Raw genomic sequence first — 22,718 nt, 5'->3', positions numbered from 1 at the left:
CGGAGGAAAAATGATAGATGTAACCCTGACTATAACGCTCACGTTCCGCGCTCCCGTTCTGACAAAATCTACCTCAGCCGGCGGCTACGGAATCGACGCCTCGTTCGCTCGTGATGAAAACGGCGATTACCTACTGCCGCGATCGCTTGTAAAAGGGCGGCTCAAACAATCGTTTCTTGAACAGGAGGACCTTGGCGGCATTTCCCGCAATGAATGGGCGGAACTGATGGGCGACGAGGCGGACCCAGGATCATATCGTCCGAATCGCGGAACGCTCGAGTTCACGAATCTCATACATCCGAAGTCCGGCGGGTCGGAGGCCAAATCCTACCGTATTCAGATCGATGATCATCGACGGGCTGTAATGCACAACGCGCTGCTCGTGATCGATTCACCGTTTGCGCCGGGAAGTCCGGTTGATTTTACCGGAAAGGTGCGGTTTTTTGCCGTTGATCGGAATGAGTCGAAAGCAAAGGAACGCATACTCCGGCGCGGACTCGCGTTCATGACCTGTCTCGGCGCCGAAAAAAGCGTTGGGTTCGGCGAATTGACGGATGTCAGAATCGATCCGGGCGAAAGGGAAATGACGTCAACGGTAAATTTGAACGCCGTTCCGAACGCCGCGCCGCTGACACTTGATTTTGTCATCCGGCCCGAATCACCGTTTTGTCTGACCAAGGATCAGATCGCCGAGAACACGTTCGAATCTGACAAAATAATCACGGGCGGCGCGATCAAGGGCTGCTTCGCGACGTCGTGGCTCGCCTTTTTGGGCACTGACCCGGCTGAAGGGATCAACAACACAATCGACTCACCGCGCGCGGAATATGCCGATCTTTGGCGCAATTTTGAAAAGATCCGGTTCACGCACGCGATGCCGGCGCCTGCAGGCTCGAACACGCGACCACTCGCGATTCCGTTTTCGATGGCCGCGGGCAAGAAAGACACGCCGCTCGTTGATCTGGCGGCCGTATCGGAAGCTTGCCTGCTCGACGGTGCTGCGCCCGCATTCCAGATGGATTGGAAGCGCGAACGCTGGAATGAGGCTGAGAAATTGTTTGCCTGGGATTTGCCGCCGACGAAGCTCGAAGTGAGAAACCGGCACGATCGGGATCGTCGCAAAGCAATGGACGAAAATCTGTTCGCATATCAAATGGTGATTCCCGACGGGCACAAATGGCTCGGGCGAATTGATTTCGGCGACATTGAGGACGATTCCGAGCGTTTTCGGACAATTCAGCAATTGAATCATCTAATCGAATGTCTCGGCACGCTGCGATTCCTCGGCAAGACCAAAGCTCGGGCGGATATCAAGCTTGGCTCCGGTATTTTCAGAGATGCTGAAGTTGCGGCACCGTCGGATGAGAGGTTTGTGTTTGTGTATCTTCAGACACCGGCGCTTATGCTTGACCCGTCGAATCTTGACGAGTTTTCGGGTGCGGAAGAATTGTCCGAGGCCTATCGGAACTACTGGTCTGAACTGCCGGGCAAACCGGAGCTTTCGCATTACTTCGCGCGTCAGCGGCTTGCAGGCGGCGAGTATGTCTGGAAGCGGTTCGGCGACGGCGGGAAGTACATGCCGTTCCTCTTAACGGAAGCGGGAAGCGTTTTTGCGTTGAAGAAAGACGGGCTTGATCTTGGCGAATTGACGAAAGCGGTTTCGCGTGGCTTGCCGTTGGATAAGTCGGTCCGCGGTCGCCACGGAATCGATTGGAAATCGAACCCGTACATTCCGGAAAACGGCTACGGCGAAGTCCGCGTTTATGCTGCCGGACCCGGCAAAGGAGGGATGCAATGACGGAAAAGAAGCCCGCAAAGTTCACGCGCCGATGGTTGATTGAAGGGAAGCTGACGACAACCTCGCCATTCCACTCAGGCAGCGGTGAGACGGTCGAGCGCGAGGGTTTAGTGAATGAAAAGACGAAAAAACCTGTCGAAGTAACGGCACTCTGCGTCGACGTCGACGGCAAGCCCTACATCCCCGGCGCGACGATCAAGGGGAAGCTCCGGGCTTTTGCGGAAGACGCATCTGACTCTGATTTCGTCGATCGGATCTTCGGATCACCCGATCCCAAAGAAGAGGATTCAGTTGGCGGAAAGGCCGATTTCTTCGATGCCTCGATGGTCCGACCGTCTGACGGGGCAACTTGGCCGGACCCGGCACACAAGCCGCCATATTGGCATGAAAAACGGCGTACAGGCGTCGCCGCATCGACACAGATCGCGCGACGGACAAAAACGGTCAGTGAGAACAAGTTGTTCCACACCGAATTTGTTCCCGCTGGCGCCGGGTTCAGTTTGCGGATCGGCGGACAGGATACCAATGGCGAGTCCGGATTTGATGAAATCGAAGTGATGCTGGGGTTGCTCGAAGGATTCAACCATGGCCGGTTAACGCTCGGCGCGGAGACCGGAAACGGCTGGGGGCGATTCAGTTGGAAACCGGAGAGGATCACGGTGCTTGATAAGGACGCACTCGATCAATGGGCGAAAGGCGGTTGCTTGACGGTCGGATACGGGATTCACCGCGAACTGCCAAAGGATGAATTTGAGGGCATCATCAGCCGTGCGATTGCGGCCCGCGCCGTCGGTTCCACGCCTATGTTGGAGATTGGACTCCGGCTCGAATTCGATTCGAATTTCCTCGTAAACGACACTTCGCAAACAGGAAAGGGGGCGGACAAACCCGACCATTTCCCGCTTTACGACAGCAATGGGTTGACGCTGCTTCCGGCGCGATCGTTTCGGGGGGCGTTTAGAAGTCAAGCAGAACGGATATTGAGAACCATCGGCGGCAACGATGCGGCGTGCCATCCCGACGGCGGCGGCCCTGAACCGGCGTGCGGCGCGATAAAGGACATTGCCGAGGTTGCCGGCAAGTTGTGCCCCGCATGCCAGATGTTCGGCGCGCCAGGTTGGCGTTCGCCGTTCGACGTGACGGATTTCATGCCCGAGACGGACAGCGCGGAGGACAACGGTCCGATCAAAATCCAGGAATTCGTCGCGATCGACCGCTTTACGGGCGGCAGCGCGCATTCGGCGAAGTTCAACGCCACAACCAGATTTCGGCCGAAACTCAAAGGATCGATCAAAATCGACCTCAACGCTTTTTCGCGTACGGGCGATCGGAACGCAGCGCTCGGACTGCTTGTCCTGACGCTCCGCGATCTGGCCGAAGGCGACATCACATTCGGCTTGGGCAGCGCGAAAGGCTATGGCCGGTGCCGCGCGTCGATTACCGGTGTCACGAGCAATGATCGCAGCGTTTCGGAGTTCGTGAAGGAATTGAATCAGGGATTCCCTTTGACCAGTGAGAATCCGACCCGATCGCTTAAATCGGCGGTCAAGGCCCTGGCCGCGATGGTTTAGGGCAAATAGGAGAAATTATGCCATTTCACAATCCGTATCATTTTGTGCCGGTAAGAAAGGAAGATCGAATTGACGATCTGAAAGTGAGTGAGTTCAAAAACGGCGGACGTGGTGAGTTGGGAAACGTGACTCATGACCGCTACTCCGAGAATTGCTTTTCTGGCCGATTGGTTTGCAGGTTGGAATCGGAGACTCCTTTCGTCGTCGGCGGTCAACAACATTCAGATCCGGAGGGTCGGGAACCGACGATCGTCGATCAATTTGAAATTGGAGATTTCCCGGCGATTCCGGCGACGACCATCCGCGGGATGCTCTCTTCGATTGTTGAGGCGGCAAGCAATTCGGCGTTACGAGTTTTGCAGGACCAGACATATTCGTTTCGGAAGACGCCGCAGGAAGCGATGCACCATATTGGAATGATAATCAAGAAAGGCAGTGACGACTATCGTCTCAGGCCCTTGTGTAAGTTCCGATTCGATCCGAGGATTCGAGGAATGGTATCCGGGGGCTGTATCAGGCTTCAGTTGGCAAACCCTGGCCGTTTTTCAACGTTCAAATTCGACGATCAGAAGTTTTATTATCTTTCGAAGGATGTCGATGATCCGACGACTGTCGAACCGATCTCCGAAGCCGAATATCGCTCTCGTGTGAGCAAACAACCTCGCGAACGGGACAATTACGAGCGTGGTTTTCTTCGCGTTATGTGGAATCCGGAGCGGCAAGCTGAATTTGCGGAGTTGGGGCGAAAATACGAGCTTTTTATATTCTGGGATCAGGGTGAAGATGGCGATCTAGACGCCGAGCGTGGGCTTTTAAAAGTTGCGAACGAAGCAATCAATCGTTTCCATGTTCTTGCGGATCTGCGGTCGGATCACAGAGAGTCCGACGGGCCGTTGCTGCCATTTCAGCCTTCCGGTACCGAACGTGGGAGCGACGAAACGCTACGACTTCGGACCGGCGATTTGGTTTACTACCGAACGGCCGATAGAGACGGGAATTTGGTCAACGAAGTTTCATTCTCGTCAATTTGGCGGGATCTGGTCCGGGGTCCGAATGATCCGGTTGACAAGCCGGACACTACCTTTGATTTCTTCAAAGCCGTTGATCCCGAACTGATCCCTTTCAATTCGGATCGAAAGCTCATTACGATCGCCGAACAGATGTTTGGGTTCGTTCAATCATCGGCTACCGAAGATCAAGTTCACGCTAACGACGATGAACCGCAACTTTCACTTGCGGGTCGGATACTGCCGTCGGCGGGAATGCTTCATTCACTTCGTCGGACTGATGGAACACTTCAACAGCCGAAGTCGATGGAGGAATGCCTCGATTTGAATCCGGCTGATGACGGCTTCACTCTACTCAGGGCGTTGTCGGCGCCAAAGCCCCCGTCGCCGGCACTTTACTTCAAGAAGCCGGACGATACGTTCATTGCCAAAAAGAATCTGAACTCCACATCGTGCCGGCCACATGGACGTAAGTTTTATATCCACGATCGGTCTAACGAGGTTCGTCCTTGGGCAACGCGACATTCGCAAGAACGAAGAAATCTCAAAATGAAAGTGAAGCCGGTAAAGGGAGGGGCGGTTTTCTATTTTCATATCGACTTCTCGAATCTGAGCACAGCCGAATTGGCAGCCTTGATTTTCGCCGTTCGACCCTATCTCGAATACTGGCACAAGTTGGGGTTGGGTAAGCCGTTGGGGCTCGGCACGGTTCGACTCGATCCGGTAGGATTATTCTTGGTGGATCGCGCTAATCGATATTCCGCGGATGGAGTTCTTTCATCTCGTTACGGGACGGTCTGGAAGTCCTCCGTTTTGTGGGATGACAAAATTCCCGACATTTATGAGCTCGAGAAAAAAGCGGAGCCGAATATGCCCGATGACGACCTTGAGAACATTCGAAGTTGCTTTTCGTCGTCAGTGTCGAGCGAGATCAGCAGTGCGCTGTCGGTTCTCGGCAACCCCAACAACGTGACGCAGCCGGTACGGTATCCGGTAATCAGAGGCCAAGATCCGGAAGAAGAGACTTTCAAGTGGTTCGTCGCAAACGAAACAGCTCGCCAGAGCCTGAACCGGATTTCGAACCTTGGCCTTCCAACATTGAACGAGTTGTGAAGCCCGGAATGCCGCTGCGGTGGCGCTCGGTCTCGAACTCAAGCGGTCGTGTCGACACGGAAGAAACGATCAGGGACTGGGGAAGCGCGGAGTATGCGTGCACTGCGTCGGAGCGGTCGACGCGTGGTGCCACTCCTAGGTGACATATCACTGCGGATCGATGACTGGAATCAGAAGATTCTTTCGTACTTGACTCAGTCCGCCAACATCACCGAGGGCGCGATCGAGTTGAATTCAACCAATTTGATGAAGCGCCAAATGCCTTGTCGGCGTAGCCCGCGCATAATTCGATTTGGGCGCACACCGCGGCCGGCCGACCGCAACTGCGCAGGCTTGGTCGGCCGGAACGGTTTGGCACAAGTTCGGTGCCTATTATTCCCTCGGCCAATTTGCCGAATCTCTTTACGAACTGCGAGTGATTGAGATCTTCACGACTTCATTATTTATGAAGGCCGTATGACCCTCGCCGGGGTCGAGCTTTGCCTTCCCGAGTTCGCTTTTCGGGCCGTCGAACTCCTCAAAAGTTGCGACGGTGATCTTGGCGTTATCCGGGTTGGTGGCCGCCTGCAGCGACTTCAGTTTGGCTCTCAGCCCGCGTTCAAGGGTATTGCAGGTCCCCTGAAGCTGGGAAAGTGAACTGTGGCCGGGATCAAGATGTTTGACGATTGACATAATTTTTCTCCTCTAAGTTAAAGTGCACGCAGGATGATCGTTTCCTCGAGTTTTTTGATCCGCCCTGATTTATCATTTGCATCTTCGGTGAAGAGCTGTCGTGATAACTCATCGATCGCCTTTACGATTCCCGCGCCGGTTGAAATGTCCTTTTTCTTTGCGTTGAAATATCCTTCGAAAAACGGATCGTTGCGCAATTCCCTGACGATGTCTTTTAGAGTTTTTTCGGCCGCCTGACTCTTCTTCGGATCCGGATCACGAAGCGTCGATTCAAGGTCCATGAGAATCTTGAGTGCCTTCTCATTGCGCTTCACTACATCTTCCGGAAATGCGCGTATGATTTCGAACTTATCCGCCACCTTGCCAAGCGCATCGTCGGATTGAACCTTCACCTTTGGCGCGTCGTTGTCGACCAGAACGCCCGTCGCGGTTGAAAGCAGCAGCAATTTCAACACCTTCTTGAGTGCGTAGGCGCTGGCGTCCGCGTCGCGTGCAGGCTTTATGTAATCCTGCCACGATTGGTCGTAAAAAATCTGATCGGTCGGAATGAAGATGTTGAACGTTTTCGACTCCTTGCTCTTTATGATCACGTCTTCGGTCGGAAGCGCGCTCTTGACGTTCTCCAGCTTTTCGGCGGAACTGTCCGGGAACAACGCCTTCGCCGCATCGGAAACGGTTGTACCCAAAACGTTGATTCCCAATAGGCCATCGGTGCCGATCAGCCCTTTGAAGCCGGATAGAACGGTTCCCATGCTGGCCGTAAATGAAAGCGCACGAAACCCGAGATTCCGATTGCTTCGACCGAGATCGGCTTTCGCCATGCCGATCACTTCATCGCGACGGATTCCTTGCTGCGTCGAAGGAAAGATGAAGTATTTTTCAAAAATGGCCGTGCAAAGGGATTCGTTAAAGTCGCGGTAGAGATACCTTCCGTTCTGACACTGGTTAGGATCAATGATCACATCTAGCGTTTGAACGATGAATTGCTTGCTTAGCTTCTCGTTTCGAATGTCGACCTGAACGACAAAGTAAGACTGAGCGAACTTCTTTCCGAAATTGTCTTTGACCGATTTGTAAGGCAAAAAAGTGGACTCGGCGATAATCTGTCGAGTGAAGTCGACCTCGACAACCCTAACAACGAGCTTTATCACTCCCTTGATAGCGATTTCCTTGCCGGCTTTTTTTGCAGCAATTACGGCTTCGGTATTCTCCTTTTTCCCCAATAGGATCGAGTCGTTAATGACCAGGACAGAATTCAAATCCGAGCTCTCGACCGATACGCCGGAAGGCAAAACGAGCTTGACCGTTTCGTTTTTCTCAATCACCAAAACGCGTCTGCCGTCCTCTAGAACGGTCGCGTCCGTGATCGAAACCGTTCTGCCTTCTTTTTCAATACTGATCGCCGCTTCTTCCGCCGCGTTTTGCGCCGCGGACAAGCCGCAGGCGAAAAGCGCTATTATCAGCGCCGCGATCATTTGGTGTTTTTTTAGTCTCATTGTATTTCTCCCTTCTCTCGCCCGAATTGTCCGATTTATCGCGTCTTTTGAGCGTTTTTGCCTTCATTGTCGGCTTGGGTTCAACGAATTCTCTCTTTAGGCGTTGCTCGTCATCTACAGTAATGTCAGAAATTGGCAATGCCTTTCATCCAAAACGAAAAAAACTACCGAATCTTGGCTTTCGAATTTGTTCGATTGAGATTGGCAAGACTTCGCGGATTTCGTCTTGAGGCAGAACACGTTCGTTTTGCACGGCTCAAAAATATCTTGTCAGACTGCGCGGTCGAATGTAATATGGCTTCGTCTAGTTAACACGGTTTGCCCGTGCCCTTACGACTACGGGGATTCGGGATTCCTCCGTAACCGGAATTGGGCAGCCGGGGCCAACATCGATCGAAGTCCGTCGAACGCTTATGACGGATCCCGGCCACCGGCGACGTCAGACGCGGGGACCATTGAAATTGAAGCCCGGGGATCGGACTGCGGAAACGCGCACTTCAGTAAGCGTGCACGGCCCGCGGCCCGGCCGACGCCTGGTGATCGGTCGCGTTCGCGATGACAGCGGATCGCTCGCGCTGCGAGCGGGCACGCTTACTTCGTACGTGTTTCAGCATTGCGCGTTTCTGTCCTAGGCGGGGGTTGGGTCGGCGAAGAAGCTCTGGCGATCTCGATCTATTGTTCGCTAGTGAGTGAAAATGATCTCAGTGGGGCCTTGTTGCTTGCGGTAAACCACTCGGGAGACAGCGACAGCACCGGTGCGATAACCGGAAACATCCTCGGAGCCTTACACGGAATCGGCGCTATTCCCGTGAAGTTCGACGCCCCGAGCACGGCGACGAATATCTGCGCCTCGCGCGCCTCGCCCGTCGCCGCGTCCACCACCGGCACCGTCTTGCCGCAATAGTCGACGAACATCTTCTCGCCCGGCCGGTGCGTCTGCCGCATCGACAGACGCTGCTGCCCGAGCCATCGCCGGTACAGGACGCAGAACTGCGTGTAGCCGTACACTTCCGCGTCGCCCGCTCCCGCCGAGTACTCTTCCCACAGAAGGAGGCGCGTCACGCCCTTCTGGCGCAGCTGCTCCCTTGTTTCGGCAAAGTCCGGAAGCCTTGGCCGCGCGCGGCCGGCGGCCGGACTTTGCCGAAACAACCGCCGCCCGAGCTCCTCGTCGTCCGTCTCGCCGGGAAACGGATACGTCATCCCCGACCGTAAAAACGCGCCGAGATAGTTCGAAACCGTTCCGACGCTCACACCGAGCGCGGCGGCGATCGCGCGATGCGAAAGCCCCGCTCCGTATTTCAATCGCAGTACTTCTCTGATTAGTCGCATATCAAGCCGATGTGCGGGCATATTCTTTTTTCCTCCTGAAAATGGATAAAAAGAATGATGCTCCGCGGTCAGTTCATCGACCAGCCGCGACCGGAAATCCGGTGTTCACCTTCGCGCGAAATAGTGTTCACCTTCGCGCGAAATAGTGTGCACGTTCGTGCGAAATATGCAGTACATGCCGAAACAGCGGGAATCATACAGCGCGGAGTTCGCGCAAAGCATCAGGCTCGTTAAGAAGAACTCTCTATAAAGACAAATCGAGTCGCGGCAGCGACGACAACGTTCAGCGGCGGGCTTCGGCCCGCCGATCTTCATTCGGAACAACATTACTGGCTACTGCCCGTCATATAGTCGAGGGCGTCGGGCGGTAGCCCGAGATGTGGCCGCGTCGACTCCGCCGGGCCGCAGCCCGGCGCTGAACGGAAGACTATGCAAAAAAGTGCAAAGTTTGGCGTTCGTCAACCGGTACGAGTTGCGCCTTGCAGGCGCGACGGGCGATTGGAATCTCGGTTGCCGGTTGTTTCCCGAGCTTAAGCCGCGGGAGCGGCGGCACGTTGTGGCAGTGGGCGTGAGTCCACGGAAAAGGGCGCGATCTGAATCGAGTCGCGGGAGCGACGACAACGTTCAGAGGCTGTCTGGAAAGTCACTCAGAAAGTCTCTGGGATTGCCGTTTTTCTGTTGTCTGTTTTGGGAGAGTCCGCTTCGGCCGTCATCAGTTGGCCGGTCGCCGAGCGCATTTCCGCCTTTTCAGACGGTTGCCAGCCTTTGCAGGTTGTGTGCGATCGCGATCAATCCGATCTCAATCTGTACTTTTGCCAACCCCCTCAGTAAGAACCTTCTGAATTTCTTGTTTTCCTTTATGTTTCCGATCACCGCCTCGACCTCGTACCGTTGTTTCCTCCGTTCGACGCCTTTCTCGCTTTCGAGCATCTCGCGCGCCTTGCGCCGGTGCCTCAGAACTTCTTCGTTGCGCTCGATCGACCGTCCCCCTCGCCCTTCGAACATTCGGCCCGCATCGGACATCCGCCGCAGGCCTCGGTCCGGTAGATTTTGACGTTTTGCTTCCGGCCGTTCTGCGTCGTCTTCACGCGATCCTCCGAGAACTCCATCACGTGCCCCGCCGGACACCGGTAAGTATCGGTCTCTGCGTCGTATTGGAAGTTGTCTGCCGCGAACTTCCCCTTGGGCTTCCCGGAATCGAACCCCGGAAACTTCACAAATGCCTTGATCGCCCGTTTCTCCAGATAGGCGTAGTTCTCTTCACTGCCGTAACCCGCATCCGCCGTCACGCTTTCGGGTTCCGTTCCGTACGTTTCGATCATCTTGCCGACATGCTCCGGCAGCGCGGTCGTGTCCCCCGCCGATTGTGTCAGCGTGTACCCGGTCAGAAAATGCCCCTCGGTCGCCAGCTGGACATTGTACGCCGGTCTCAACTGCCCGTTCCCCAGATGGTCTTCCTTCATCCTCATGAACGTCGCGTCATGATCGGTCTTCGAACTGCTTCGTCGCCCGTCCAGCATCCGCTCCTGCGCCTCGACCTTCGCCGCCCGGCCCGGCAACTCCCGCCTCAATTTCCGCACCCGCTGCCTTGTCTTCGCATCGGGCTCGGCTTTCAGCAACTCCTCGTCGATCGCTCTCACCGCGCGCGTCACCGCTTCCGGGTCCACCGCCTCAAAATCCGGCTCGTTCGGCGCCTGCTCTTCCTCCGCGCTCGCCCGCTCGACGTACTTCCACACGTCACGCAACTGTTCCCTTATCCGCTGCTTGTTCCGCTCCACCGTCTTTGCCCAGACGAACGTGTACCGGTTCGCGTTCGCCTCGATCTTCGTCCCGTCCAGTATCACTTCCCGCAACGATACCGCCCCCTCTTCGACAAGCAGCAGCACGACCTGCGAAAAGATCTTCTCAAGATGATCTTTCAGCCGCTTCGACCGAAAGTCCGCCAGCGTGTTGTGGTCCGGCCTCGCGTTGCCGGCGAGCCACATGAAATGCACGTTTTCCTGCAACGCCTGCTCGATCTTCCGGGACGAATAGATATTCCGAAGATACGCGTAAACCAGCACCTTCAAAAGCAGCCGCGGATGGTAGCTCGACGCTCCGCCGCCTTTGTACCCAAGCTCAAGCACGCCGATGTCGATCCGCTCGATCACTTCGTTCACAACGCGCACCGGATGGTTCGCGGGCACCAGATCATCCAGGCTCGGCGGCAACAACATCGGTTGGTTCTGATCGTAATGCTTGAAGACCACCTTCTTCCTTTTCTCGTGTATCATACTTAGTATTATAACCCACGTATGCAACTCGACGAAATTCAAACAACACTCCCGAGACCGAAAATCGCCGAACCCGAGGGGACTTTTCAGACAGCCTCTCTTTAGCCGATTAGAGACACGGCTTGGTCGGAGCGACATCGGCCAATTGTCTGGCTTTTTCATTGGCGTCTTTCGTCTTGACGATGTCCGTGATGCAGACTTTGTCACCGTCAATTTTCGTGACGATCAGATATGAAGTGAGATTGTTCGGATCCCCGCTTTTGGAGAAGTTGAAACGTGTGATCAACCCGACGGGCTGTTCCTTGCCGCCTGTTTTTTTCACACGCCATTCAGCCTTTTCCCCCAAAGTGGAGAGACCGCCCGAAACTTTGCCCTGAAAATCAAGGCTATATGTTTTGCCCGATGGCGACAAAACGTTGATCGTTTTCTGAGCATCGTGCTCGGCGACTTCGAGTTTGTAGCCCGCAACACCCGGACATTCCTGTGTTATCACGTCGCTTTCATCTTCACTGGTCGTTTTGCATTTGCCCTCGGTAAGATCAGTGGAAATTGTTTCGATCTCCGCGTTGGACTTCTTATCCTCAGTGTTGGCGTTGCTGCTTGCCGTCAAGTTGCTGTTAGCATTGCTGTTGGCGTTTGCGTTCGGATTTGTATTTGCCGCCGTGTTGCTGATCGTTGCTTTGTTGGCGTTGGCCAAATCATTGGCCTGCCGACAGCCGGACATCGAAAAGACACATAAAACGATCATCACCATAAAACGGATGATGTTGATGTTGGAACTTTTGATTCGTAATGTTTCGTTCATGATTATTACCTTAACTTTCGTTAATCTCACCTTTTTTCGGTCTGTTCTTTTTCTGCCCGACCGCTGATAAACGATGAATGATGAATGCAAGAATCCTGCTTCAATTCCACATTCATCATTCATCGTTTTGTTGCCCTTATTTCAGGATCGGAAATAAAGACGGCAAATTGTATTAAAGTCTATTTGATGTCTTTAATATCCTGAGTTGCGGTTGATTTGTTCACATGGATATATCCATACTTTTCTCCCGTTTGGAAGTTAGTGATGTGGAAGATGTGACCGACACCCGCCGACCCGTTATAAACATCACCGGGTTTGATTTCTCTCGAGTTGTTTTCTTCCGTGCAATCACTTTTGACCCAATTTATGCGAAGGGTTTTATCCGTTTTGTTCGTCCAGGCAATAGGCATTGCCACGGTCGCGGTCGCGGAACAGATCTCTGCTTTGACAACCTTAACCGAGGAGGCAATATCATTTTTCAGCGTTGCATTGTTCGTAAAATTATCGTCATCCGCATCAAATGCCATACAGGCTCCGTCAAAATTTTCTTTGTCACAGACGACTGCGTGAACATTTTTACCAACTCTGATCGAACTCATAATGTTGTCGGCTAAGCCCGTGGCGGCGGCATCTTTGTATTCGCCTACTCCTAACTTCACACATTTTCCGCCTTTGTCCTGGCTGAAAATATGTTCATAGATATAGACTTCGTCATCACCGGGAGCCTCTCCGCATGTTCCGGCTGCCGCGGTGGTCTTTGATTCGCCTCCGGACTTGCACGCCCCCGCAGTGGTGTATTTAACTGCAATTGCTGCAATATCCCCGGTACTCAAGGCATCGCGTTGTCCCATTTTCGAAGCGTCCCCGCCCGCTTTGACATCAATTGTATTTTTACCATTTTTGGAAAAACCCTTAGCAGAGTAGTGCATGACAGAGGTAAAATCATATGCACCGATGTTGCTTGACTTATCCTTCAGCTTCCGGAATTGAGATTCCTTGCCTGATTCGATGTTGTCGGAGTTGATTGTCACATTTTCATCACGATCTTCACGTGATTGCATGTGGACGAATCCGGCAGTGTGCATTATCTCGTGAGCCACAGTGCCCGCCTTCAGGGATGTCCAGGTCTGATCAATGGAGATTTCCTGTCGCCCCCCCACTCTGCCAAGCCTCGCCCAACTTCCATCTTTCGAGACAAACTCAACATAGTCTGTTTCAGTGGTTCTAGGCACTAAACAAATGTTTGTTTTTTCGTTTATTTCCTTGATACCCGCTAAAATAACATCTTTTTTGCCATGGTTGTCCGGAAGGACATATGGGATTGTGGAGTTAGCCCAAATCCCGGGTTTCGTATCTTTTTTCGCTGATGTATCGCCTGATAACTGAGCGCTTGCCGGTGAACTGTTCTTGGTGAAATCGGAAATATTTCCGAGAATCATATCTCTTTCGTAGATCACCGTGCCGTCGTTGGCAACTTCGACTGACAGGTCCTCACCCTCAGCAAAAGGAAGTGAGATGTTCTTCAATTCCTGCTTTTTGGTCTCACCCGTGTAGCCTTCAGTAGGTGCGGAATCAGGACTATTGGTAGTTGTGTTGGACGCTGTATTTTTTGCCGGTTCAGCAGGTTGTTGCCCGCAGCCGGACAAAAAAATTGTAGTCAAGCCGAGAATCATCAAAAAAATGACGATTCGATTGTTGGAACTGTTCTTTCGTAGTGTTTTGCTCATCTGTTTCTATTTTTAACTTTCGTTAATTTCTCCTTTTATTCTTCTACTTTTTCTTCACCATCCGCCTCTATTTCCTGCATCCACAAACTGGCTTCATCCAGAGTTGAAACACGCTGGCTGTTACCGCTTTGGATATGCTCAATGTCAATCACGGATTTTTCCATTTGCGGTTCTTTTTCATCGCGGAATAAGAGCCAGCGAATAAAGAATGATTTCCGAGTGATCATAAAAACCTCAATTTCGGGACATTGCCCTTGCGAACGAATCCACAATAACTGCCAAAACTTCCAGAAAACTTCCAAAAACGGCTTGTTTTGGATTTTTTTTTCGAAAAGTCTAAAAATTCATTTAATGACTTCCATCAAAAACAGTTCGGACGATTCGCGTATGTAGGAGTAAGCGTACGTTTTGCCGTCCGGCGAGAGTTTGATTCCGACCATTTGATTGGCCAGCGGATCTTTCGGCATCAGTGTCAGCCATTCTTCCTTCGTTCCGCTCACCGGATTGTATTTGTAAACGACTGCCGGCAGACCGTCGCGTTTCCACACGAACAGATTTTCACCGTCATCCGCCCAGCGAATCATCCAAAAATCCTTTTCCAGATTCTTTAGCGGCGTAGAAGTGCCGTCGGAGGTTTGGTAAAGCCTCAGTCTGTGTTCGGAATCGGTTAAGACAACATATCTGCCGGCGGTCGAAATCGAATGAAGTGAGCCCATTGTCACGCCTTCGTCGGACGTGAACGGGACGGGCTTGCCGCCGTCGATGTTTTGGACATAGACACGCCGACCGCTGCTTCCGGTGGCGGTGAAAATGATCCGTTTGCCGTCCGGGAAAAAATCGACATACACTTCATAAGCCAACCGATCGTCGGGATCGTTTTCCAGTAGTTTGATCTCGCCCTCGCCGAGCGGGACGAAAGCCAATTGATGATGCGGGGTCAGATATCGCAAAAGTGCGAATTGGTTATCAGGCGAAAAGGCGGCCGCCGAACAGTTGCCGAGTTTTCGGGGCGCTGAACCGTCGGTTTTGCGGATATAGGTGGTCAGCTCGCTTCCCCCGCTGAATCCGGCTTCTTCGAACAGCAAGGTTTCGCCGTCATCCGTTAAGTCTCGGACCAGCGTCCAGTCGTGCCACGAAAGATTGCGCTCGATCTCCTCGCCCGCGCCGCCGCCGACGGCCTGAATACGCACACTATCATCTGTCACGAGAACAGCTCCGCTCGCGGAAACGTCGTGAATCGTCAGTCTGCCGGTTCCGCGATAGATCAGGCGTTCCTTGCCTTTATGATCGATCGCGTTGATCATCCGCGCCGGACCTTCGCGCGACCCCGTAAACCAAATTTCATCGTTCGACCAGGCCAACCCCTGAACGCTCGGCATATTTTCGGTGAGCCGGCGATGTTCTTTGCTTTCCAGATCGATCACCGACACATAACCGCGGTCGTCATAATGCAGCGGATGTTCAATGAAGGCGATCTTCCGCCCGTCGTTTGAAAATCTCGGATGTCCGATCCAACCCGCAGTTTCGAAAATTACATTGCCGACCGGATATTCCAGATAGGTCTTCTTGTCACGTTCGCAAACGACGGCCAAACACTGTTCGTCAGGAAGTGAGTTTTCATCCTTTCGTGCCGGATGCCAGTCCGCCCAATGAACGCCGTCTAAAATCTCGTGCGTCGGTCTGTTATTGAGTGTTAATTTGCCCAGAACGGAACTGTTGAAATATCCTTCGAACTTTGGTTGCAGGGCGACGGCTATTTCTCCGGCGGTGGAAACCGAAAAAACCTCGGCATTCTCGGTATCTAAACAATGCATTTCGCCGGTATCAAGCGGCATCGAGTAAAGCTCGGCCGCGTTGCCGTTCCAGGCCGCGCTGAAAACGATTGATTGGCCGCCGGGCAAAAATCTGGGGGTTCTGACCAAACCGTTTTGAAACGTAAGCTGTCGAATCCGGGGCGCGGCGATCACCGGAATGGTGGGCGTGGCTTTTATTTCGTTTGCAACCGGCAGAATTTCACCGCGTTTGATGCTCTGCTCGATTTTTATTGTTTCCGATTCGGGCTCGATGCCGAGAGCGCGGAGAGAATCGCGGCATTGCTCAAACTGCTTTATTGCCTGGTATTTGCTCCCCGTTTCTGCGTATAAACGCATCAACAACCGTTGCACGTATTCATCGGACGGATCGTCACAAGACAGCTTTTTCAAGATCTCGATACTCGCAGTTCGATCGTTTCCGGCAGCGTAAAGCGCGGCGGTTTTGGTCGCTGTTTTGCGAAACAAAAGCCGGAGCGTTTCGCGGCGGGAGTAAATCCAATCTTCGTAAATGTCTTCCGTGAGCAAGTCGCCCTGATAAATTTCGAGAGCCTTCTGTCCCGCATCGATATCGTTGTTCTGCAGTGCCAAATTGGCGAGTCTTTCAAATTCGTCGAGATCGATCCGCAACATTCCGGGCGAACTGAGAACGATCTGATTCTTTTGGGTTACCAGAAATTGCGAGGCCGAACCTTTTTCCAGATCAGGTTCAAAAGCCCGACGCGCGCCATAAATAGCCTTGTTCAGATTGTTCAGCGCAGTCTCCGGCGTTTGCTCAAGCCACAACAGATCCATAATCTGTTCGCGGTGCAGCGTGTGAAACGGTTTGAGTGCGAGCAGTTTAACCAGAGATTTAGCGGAACTGCGCGACCAGCGCTTCTCATCAATCGGAACGCCGTCAATTTTCGCCCCAAATCTGCCAAGCAATGAGATTTCTATTGAAGGTAGATTGGAATCTTTATTCTCTTTCATTCGCGTCTAAAAATCTCCCTAACGAATTCAGGCAGACCATCAATGCGCCCGCTTCCGCTTCGGTAAAATGTGCAGCGCCCGTTTCAACGATCTGGAAAATCCGGCTTTGTTTGATGCGCAACAAAACCGCGGCTTGGGCGATCGGCAGCATCGTTTCGCCGCATTCCGCACAGACCGTTTGTTCAACCGCCGGTGTTTGGCGAATGACGAATCTTCGTTTCGTGACAACAAGTGTTTCAAAATTTCGTTTGATTTCCATATTGCTTTTTATCGAAAATAAAACGCTCGTTCGGCGATGTGTGAGACTGTATGATTTTCGAAATAAGAAGTCTGGATGTTTTTCGGATGTTTTTCGGATTTCTTTCCGGCTTGTCGATAATCGTTCGTTTGACCGACAAAACGGCGTGAATCGGCGGTACATTCGCCAAACCGAATCGCTCATCTGTCTTTCAACTATTTGGGCTTGTGGAAGCCATGCAGCCAGTCGATGCGGCGCACCACGCGGCGGTCAGGTTCTTGGCCTGGAACTGGGCGTGACCGCGGACGTGCGCGCGGCCCACGTTCTCTAGCACGGTGCCGTCGTGGATGAGGAAGCTCCGCTTGGTGACGGTCAATTTTTCAAACTTCCGCTTGATTTCCATTTTGCTTTTTATCGAAACTAGATCTCCTTTGGGCGATGACAGCCAATTTATGATCTTCGAAAAGTAAAGTCTGGATATTTTTCGGATGTTTTTTGGATTTGTCCTGGGATTATGTTAGTATCTCGGCACTTCTCCCCGTATATGGAAATGGGCAATCCAAGAAAACCAAAGGAAGTCTACCGATTCGGTATATTTAGTTTGGACGCGGCTGAGCTTTGTTTGTGGCGTGAAGATGAGCCCATACAGCTTACTCCGAAGCAATTCGACCTGCTTTTTTATTTTGTCGAAAATGCCGGACGCGTAGCGAAAAAGAGCGAACTGCTCGACGCGGTTTGGGCGGATACCTTTGTCGAAGAATCAACGCTTGCAAGAAACATTTCGTGGCTCAGAAGTATTCTTGGCGAATCATTTATCGAAACCGTCCCCAAAGTAGGCTATCGCTTCACCGCCGACGTCGTCCGGCCTGACGGAAACCTGCTTGTCATCGAAGAAGAATCCATACAATATACTCGCGGTGAGGAAACGATCACCTTTGATGATGAGGCGGCGCAAGCAATACTCGGGAAGGAACCGAGAACGAAAGCCGTCGCTGCTCCATCCAAGCCCTCGAGGTCCTGGCAATCGTTCATCACACCGATGATAGTTGTTTTGGCATTGGCGGTTGGACTCCTTGCCGGAGTCGGTTTTGTTGGTTCCAAGACCGATGAGCTGAGCAAGAAAACAAGCAAGCCGGCAAGAAATCTCAACTTATCCGATGGATCTGCGATCAAGATCGGTTCGGTCGTCCATCTGCAAAACCGTTATCCCAACGACGGCTCGTATCTCGATGCGTGGGGCGCGGTTTGGAGCAAACCCGAATTCAGCAAGGTTCCGACCGAAACGATGTTTGTTTCAACCCACCGAAGTCCCGACCGCGAAAACGGTTCGGGCAGTTGGGAGATCGTTTCTGAAAGCGGCAAGAGCGACGGCGATCCGCTGGTGGTCGGCGACCGGATTCACTTGAAGAATATGTATCCCGACGCAGGTTATCTGGACGCTTGCGGTTGGGTCGAACATCTGCGGGTTTTTGAGAAATTCACAGATCATACGGGAGCGGTTTTTACCACCAAATCGCCGAACCGTGACAATGGAACAGGCGTTTGGATCGTCAGGTCTGCCACACTGGAAGACGGAACTCCCGTTTTTGAAGGAGACAGCATCGCAATCGAAAGCAGCTATTTCATAAACGACAAGGGGAAAAATCGTCTTTCCGGATTTCTGAACGTGACGGGCCAGGTGAAAGATATCCCAACATTCAGCGATTATGACGGTTCAAAATTGGTATTCACTCAAAGCACTTCATACAATCAACCCATTCCTGATGTTTGGACTGTCACCATCAGCAAGAACTTCTTGGAAAGGAAGAATTAAACGTCTGTAGTCGATGCTTGACGCGGACGCAACGCACGAAACCATTCTGCGCGTCATTCACCGGCTTCAGTATTTACGGGCATTTGGCGATGAATTTGCCGGATGGCCGTTTTGCAATGAGCAGGGCACATCACCTTGCCGTCAAAGGCCGGACCGGTCGCTTGCCCGGGATTTACCGCGAACGTCAGGTTCATCCGCGGCGATCATCGCTTCATAGTTCAAAACTTCGACCGTGCCGGGCCGGATCACACGGTCAAATCAGATAATCCTCCGATTGCTTGAGCGGCTGCCACGAGTTGCGGGCCGGCGGGTTTTTCGCAATCATCATTGACATGCTCTTAGTTGCCATAAGACTCACCGCTATCGCGATTTTTGTGGCCGTCCCGACCGTTTTCGGGCAGACCTTACCGGAAGTCGAGGTCGTCGGAACGGTGACCGACCGGAACGGCGCGGCGGTCGCCGGGGCGCGGGTCGAATTCCGGCGCGGCGCGGTCGTAGTCGACGATGCGGTCACCGACGGACAAGGGGAGTTCTCGGTCGCAACCGGCGACGGACGCGGCGAGATCGCCGTCGAAGCGCGGGGATTCGCACCGTTTCGGAGAGTCTGGCAGGCGGGATCGGACGGTGATTTCATCGTCGTCGTTCTGGCTCCGGCTTCGATCTCTGAGCAGATCACGGTCTCGGCCGACCGCGTCGAAACACGGATCGGAGAGACAGCCGCCGCCGTGACAGTGCTCTCGCGAGAGACGCTCGATTCGACTCCGGCGCTCGGCATCGACGACGCGCTCCGGCAGATTCCCGGTTTTCAGCTGTTTCGGCGGACCGGCAGCCGCGCCGCCAACCCGACCGCGCAGGGCGTCAGCCTCCGGGGTGTCGGCGCCAGCGGCGCGAGCCGGGCCGCGGTGCTGCTCGACGGAATCCCGCAAACCGATGCGTTTGGCGGATGGGTTTACTGGAGCCGGATCCCGCGCGAAGCGGTCGAACTCGTCGAGGTCGTCCGCGGAGGAACATCGGCGGCATACGGCAGCGGGGCGCTCGGCGGCCTCGTCTCGATCCGTTCGCGGCGGCGCGACGGATTCTCGTTGACGGCCTCGGGCGGCAACCTTGAAACCGGCGAACTGTCGCTTTTCGCCGGAAGATCAGTCGGCGGTTTCGGGATAACGGCGGCTGTCGATGCGTTGCGTTCGGACGGATATTTCGTCGTCACTCCGGATCTGCGTGGCACTGCCGATGCGCGCGCCGGATCGCGATATGCGAACCTTGACCTGCGCGTCGAAAAGCGTTTCGGCCGGCGCGTCCGGGCGTTTGCCGGAGCGACTGTCTTCGGCGAAGCGCGGGCCAACGGGACGCGGCTTCAGACGAACCGGACGTTCTCACGCCGGTTCTCGGGCGGCCTCGACATCGAAACCGTGGCCGGGGGTTCGATCGCGTTGCGAGTCTTCGGCGGTTCGCAGGGCTATGACCAGCTGTTCTCGGCCGTTTCGGCCAGCCGCGCAACCGAAACGATGACCCGGATACAGTTCGTTCCGTCGACCGAATTCGGTCTTTCCGCGATCTGGTCGCGCGGCTTCGGCTCAAAGCAATTCCTGCTCGCCGGAATCGAAACGCGGCGCGTTTCGGGGTCGAGCGATGAGACGGTCCTTTCGCAGAACGCCGCGACGGCACGGGTGTCGGCCGGCGGCCGCGAAACCGTCACCGGTATTTTCGCCCAGGACATCTTCCGCGTGACCGACCGGCTGACCGTGACCGGCAAGATCCGACTTGATCTGCGCGACGCTTCGGGCGGGTTTTCCGAAACGGGACCGCTGACGGGCGCGCCGACATCGGTTTCGCGATTTCCCGATCGGTCGGAGAAACGTCTGAGCCCGCATTTTTCGGTCAGTTTCCGGCCGGTAGCGGCCGTTTCGGTATTCGGTTCGGTTTACGGAGCGTTCCGTTCGCCGACGCTCAATGAACTCTACCGCGGGTTCCGGGTCGGCAACGTCGTGACGCTCGCCAACGAACGCCTCGAGTCAGAGAGATTAAGCGGCGCCGAGGCCGGTTTCGGTCTCGCCGTCCGCCGGTTCGATGCGCGAACAGTTCTTTTTTGGTCCGAAGTTTCCGACCCCGTGGCCAATGTCACGACGGCCATCAATGGCGGCGTGATCACGCGCCAAAGGCGCAACGCCGGACGGACCCGTTCACGCGGCGTCGAGACGGAATTCGAAGTTCGACCGATGCGGCGCTTCACGGTCAGCGGCGGCTATCTGTTCGCCGACGCCGTTGTGGCCGAGTTCGAGACGGCTCCCGAACTGATCGGAAAGAGGATTCCGCAGGTTGCCCGTCATCAGGGAACTCTTCAGTTGAAATACGCCGATGCCGCCCGTTTGACCGCCGTCGTCCAGTTTCGCGCGACCGGCCGCCAGTTCGACGACGATCTCAACCAGTTGTCGCTCGGCGGCTACCTGACGCTCGATGCTTTTGTGTCGCGCCCCGTCGGCCGCCGCGCGGAGATCTTCGTCGCGGCCGAGAACCTGACCGGAAACCGCTATCCGACGGGCCGCACCCCGACGCCGACCGTCGGACCGCCGGTCATCTTCCGCGCCGGATTTCGCATCCGCCTCGGAAAGGACTGAACCCGAATCTTGGCGAATTTCTCGAGGCGATGGCAGCTCTCGTCGACCGTCTCCGGTCAGGCGTGTAAGATGAAAGCGAGATTTTGCTTTTTCCGGCAAAACGGAGGCAATCCGACCGATTCCTATGTCAAATGAAGAATTCACCCAAGCGGTCTTTCCGGAACTGAGAACGCCGTCGCTGATCCTCGACGTGGATCGCGTGCGGCGCAATGCTGTGCGCATCGCCGGAATCGCCGACCGCCACGGCGTCCGGCTTCGGCCGCACATCAAAACGCACAAATCCGCCGAAATCGCGCGGCTGCAGACCGAGGGGCGCGAGCCGGCGCTGACGGCCTCGACGCTCGCCGAGGTCCGCGCAATGTCCGACCAAGGATTTCGCGATTTTACCTATGCGGTGCCGATCGAACCGGGCAAGTTCGCCGACGCGATCGCGATTGCGCGAAACGGGATCAGACTCAATCTGCTGACCGACGACGTGGACACGGTCGCGGCGCTCGACGCGGCGGCGGGTTCCGCCGGCCTTCGGTTCCCGGTTTTTGTCAAGATCGACTGCGGCTACCACCGGTGCGGAGTCGAACCGAAGTCGGCCGAGGCGGTCTCGATCCCGGCCGCGATCGCGCGCTCCGCCAATCTCGATTTCGCAGGCATCCTGACACACGCCGGCCATTCTTACCACGCGCGGTCGGTCGCCGAGATCCGGCGCATCGCGGCCGAAGAACGCGATTCGATGGTCCAACTCGCCGATCGTCTCCGGGCCGGCGGGATACCCGTTCCGTGCGTCAGCATCGGATCGACGCCGACGATCAATCAGGCGGATCATCTCCGCGGCATCGACGAAGTCCGCCCGGGAAACTACATCTTCTTCGACGCTTTTCAGGCGACGCTCGGAAGTTGTGCCTTCGACGACTGCGCGCTGACTGTCCTGACGGCCGTCACCCACCGTGACCCGGCCCGGCGAAAGATCGTCGTCGACGCCGGGGCGATCGCGCTCAGCAAAGACCGCGGCCCGGCCGAATTCGACGATGCCTGCGGCTACGGCCGGATCCTGGACGGAGTCGGCAACGAACTCGGGTTGCGTGTCGAATCGCTATCGCAGGAACACGGCGTCTTCCAAGTCGCCGATGCGGCGCTTTTCGAGCGGTTCCGTGTCGGTTCGCGGGTTCGCGTTCTGGCCAATCACTCGTGTCTGACGGCCGCGCAGCACAATCATTACAACCTTTTGGACGGAGGGCGGGTCGTCGGACGGTGGGAAATCCGCGGCGGCTGGTGAAGTAAAACCAGATTACCCATTAGCTGTCCAATCGGCGGGCGCACGGCGTGCCGACGAAACATGGATAAGCTAAATCTCTTAGCCGGAGTTTGGCTGCGAGTTCGACAAAGTTGAACCCAAACTACGCATTTGAAGGAGCTTCCCGCGAAATACGCGAAAAACAAGATGAAATCATCCCAGATTACGCATTAGCGGATTTTGCCCGCGA

At 54.6% G+C, this 22,718-nt stretch carries 15 protein-coding genes and 1 pseudogene; 7 read left to right on the top strand and 9 right to left on the bottom strand.

All coding sequences use genetic code 11. From position 1 onward, the window contains the following. Positions 1 to 10 precede the first annotated feature (10 nt). Genes IPN69_01710 through IPN69_01700 form a run of 3 tightly spaced genes read left to right on the top strand, consistent with a single transcriptional unit; the run spans position 11 to position 5,489 of the window. A complete protein-coding gene (locus tag IPN69_01710) occupies positions 11 to 1,798 on the top strand; it encodes a hypothetical protein (GenBank protein ID MBK8809436.1) in 1,788 nt (595 codons plus the stop codon). Next, positions 1,795 to 3,369 carry a hypothetical protein gene (locus tag IPN69_01705; protein ID MBK8809435.1) on the top strand — a complete coding sequence of 525 codons (1,575 nt, stop codon included), beginning with the start codon at positions 1,795 to 1,797 and terminating at the stop codon, positions 3,367 to 3,369. The genes IPN69_01710 and IPN69_01705 overlap by 4 nt, the downstream gene beginning before the upstream one ends. A gap of 17 nt (positions 3,370 to 3,386) precedes the next feature. Then, positions 3,387 to 5,489 carry a TIGR03986 family CRISPR-associated RAMP protein gene (locus IPN69_01700; GenBank protein ID MBK8809434.1) on the top strand — a complete coding sequence of 701 codons (2,103 nt, stop codon included), beginning with the start codon at positions 3,387 to 3,389 and terminating at the stop codon, positions 5,487 to 5,489. A gap of 402 nt (positions 5,490 to 5,891) precedes the next feature. Here IPN69_01700 and IPN69_01695 read toward each other — a convergent pair whose 3' ends face one another. Then, positions 5,892 to 6,161, bottom strand: coding sequence for a hypothetical protein (locus IPN69_01695; protein MBK8809433.1), 270 nt, complete (start codon positions 6,159 to 6,161; stop codon positions 5,892 to 5,894). 17 nt (positions 6,162 to 6,178) lie between these two features. After that, a complete protein-coding gene (locus tag IPN69_01690) occupies positions 6,179 to 7,657 on the bottom strand; it encodes a hypothetical protein (GenBank protein ID MBK8809432.1) in 1,479 nt (492 codons plus the stop codon). A gap of 565 nt (positions 7,658 to 8,222) precedes the next feature. On the opposite strand from IPN69_01690, the gene IPN69_01685 reads away from it, so the two are divergent. After that, positions 8,223 to 8,561, top strand: a complete 339-nt coding sequence (locus IPN69_01685) for an ADP-ribosylglycohydrolase family protein (GenBank protein ID MBK8809431.1) — start codon at positions 8,223 to 8,225, stop codon at positions 8,559 to 8,561. Positions 8,562 to 9,733: 1,172 nt separating this feature from the next. Here the strand turns inward: IPN69_01685 and IPN69_01680 are convergent. The 7 genes and pseudogenes from IPN69_01680 to IPN69_01650 form a co-directional block, all read right to left on the bottom strand. Beyond that, positions 9,734 to 11,259 (bottom strand): annotated as a pseudogene (locus IPN69_01680) (IS1182 family transposase). A 109-nt stretch (positions 11,260 to 11,368) separates the two neighbouring features. Next, a complete protein-coding gene (locus tag IPN69_01675) occupies positions 11,369 to 12,064 on the bottom strand; it encodes a hypothetical protein (protein MBK8809430.1) in 696 nt (231 codons plus the stop codon). Positions 12,065 to 12,243: 179 nt separating this feature from the next. Continuing rightward, positions 12,244 to 13,791 carry a M12 family metallopeptidase gene (locus tag IPN69_01670; GenBank protein ID MBK8809429.1) on the bottom strand — a complete coding sequence of 516 codons (1,548 nt, stop codon included), beginning with the start codon at positions 13,789 to 13,791 and terminating at the stop codon, positions 12,244 to 12,246. Positions 13,792 to 13,826: 35 nt separating this feature from the next. Continuing rightward, positions 13,827 to 14,093, bottom strand: coding sequence for a hypothetical protein (locus IPN69_01665; protein MBK8809428.1), 267 nt, complete (start codon positions 14,091 to 14,093; stop codon positions 13,827 to 13,829). Positions 14,094 to 14,135: 42 nt separating this feature from the next. Continuing rightward, on the bottom strand, positions 14,136 to 16,574 hold the full coding sequence (locus IPN69_01660; protein MBK8809427.1) for a PD40 domain-containing protein: 2,439 nt from the start codon (positions 16,572 to 16,574) through the stop codon (positions 14,136 to 14,138). Beyond that, positions 16,561 to 16,725 (bottom strand): hypothetical protein, encoded by a 165-nt coding sequence (locus IPN69_01655; protein ID MBK8809426.1) that lies wholly within the window; start codon positions 16,723 to 16,725, stop codon positions 16,561 to 16,563. Before IPN69_01655 ends, IPN69_01660 begins: the two co-directional genes overlap by 14 nt. 298 nt (positions 16,726 to 17,023) lie before the next feature. After that, positions 17,024 to 17,215 (bottom strand): hypothetical protein, encoded by a 192-nt coding sequence (locus tag IPN69_01650; protein ID MBK8809425.1) that lies wholly within the window; start codon positions 17,213 to 17,215, stop codon positions 17,024 to 17,026. A gap of 147 nt (positions 17,216 to 17,362) precedes the next feature. Here IPN69_01650 and IPN69_01645 point away from each other — a divergent pair, with 147 nt between their 5' ends. The 3 genes from IPN69_01645 (at position 17,363) to IPN69_01635 (ending at position 22,510) form a co-directional block, all read left to right on the top strand. After that, positions 17,363 to 18,625, top strand: a complete 1,263-nt coding sequence (locus tag IPN69_01645; GenBank protein ID MBK8809424.1) for a transcriptional regulator — start codon at positions 17,363 to 17,365, stop codon at positions 18,623 to 18,625. Positions 18,626 to 18,999: 374 nt separating this feature from the next. Continuing rightward, on the top strand, positions 19,000 to 21,240 hold the full coding sequence (locus tag IPN69_01640) for a TonB-dependent receptor (GenBank protein MBK8809423.1): 2,241 nt from the start codon (positions 19,000 to 19,002) through the stop codon (positions 21,238 to 21,240). 124 nt (positions 21,241 to 21,364) lie between these two features. Further along, positions 21,365 to 22,510 (top strand): alanine racemase, encoded by a 1,146-nt coding sequence (locus tag IPN69_01635; protein MBK8809422.1) that lies wholly within the window; start codon positions 21,365 to 21,367, stop codon positions 22,508 to 22,510. Positions 22,511 to 22,718: the final 208 nt, after the last annotated feature.

The sequence above is a fragment of the Acidobacteriota bacterium genome (assembly GCA_016715115.1).
GTDB lineage: Bacteria > Acidobacteriota > Blastocatellia > Pyrinomonadales > Pyrinomonadaceae > JAFDVJ01.
The sequence above is the reverse complement of the archived record's forward strand: the minus strand, read 5'-3'. Positions and strand labels throughout refer to the sequence as shown.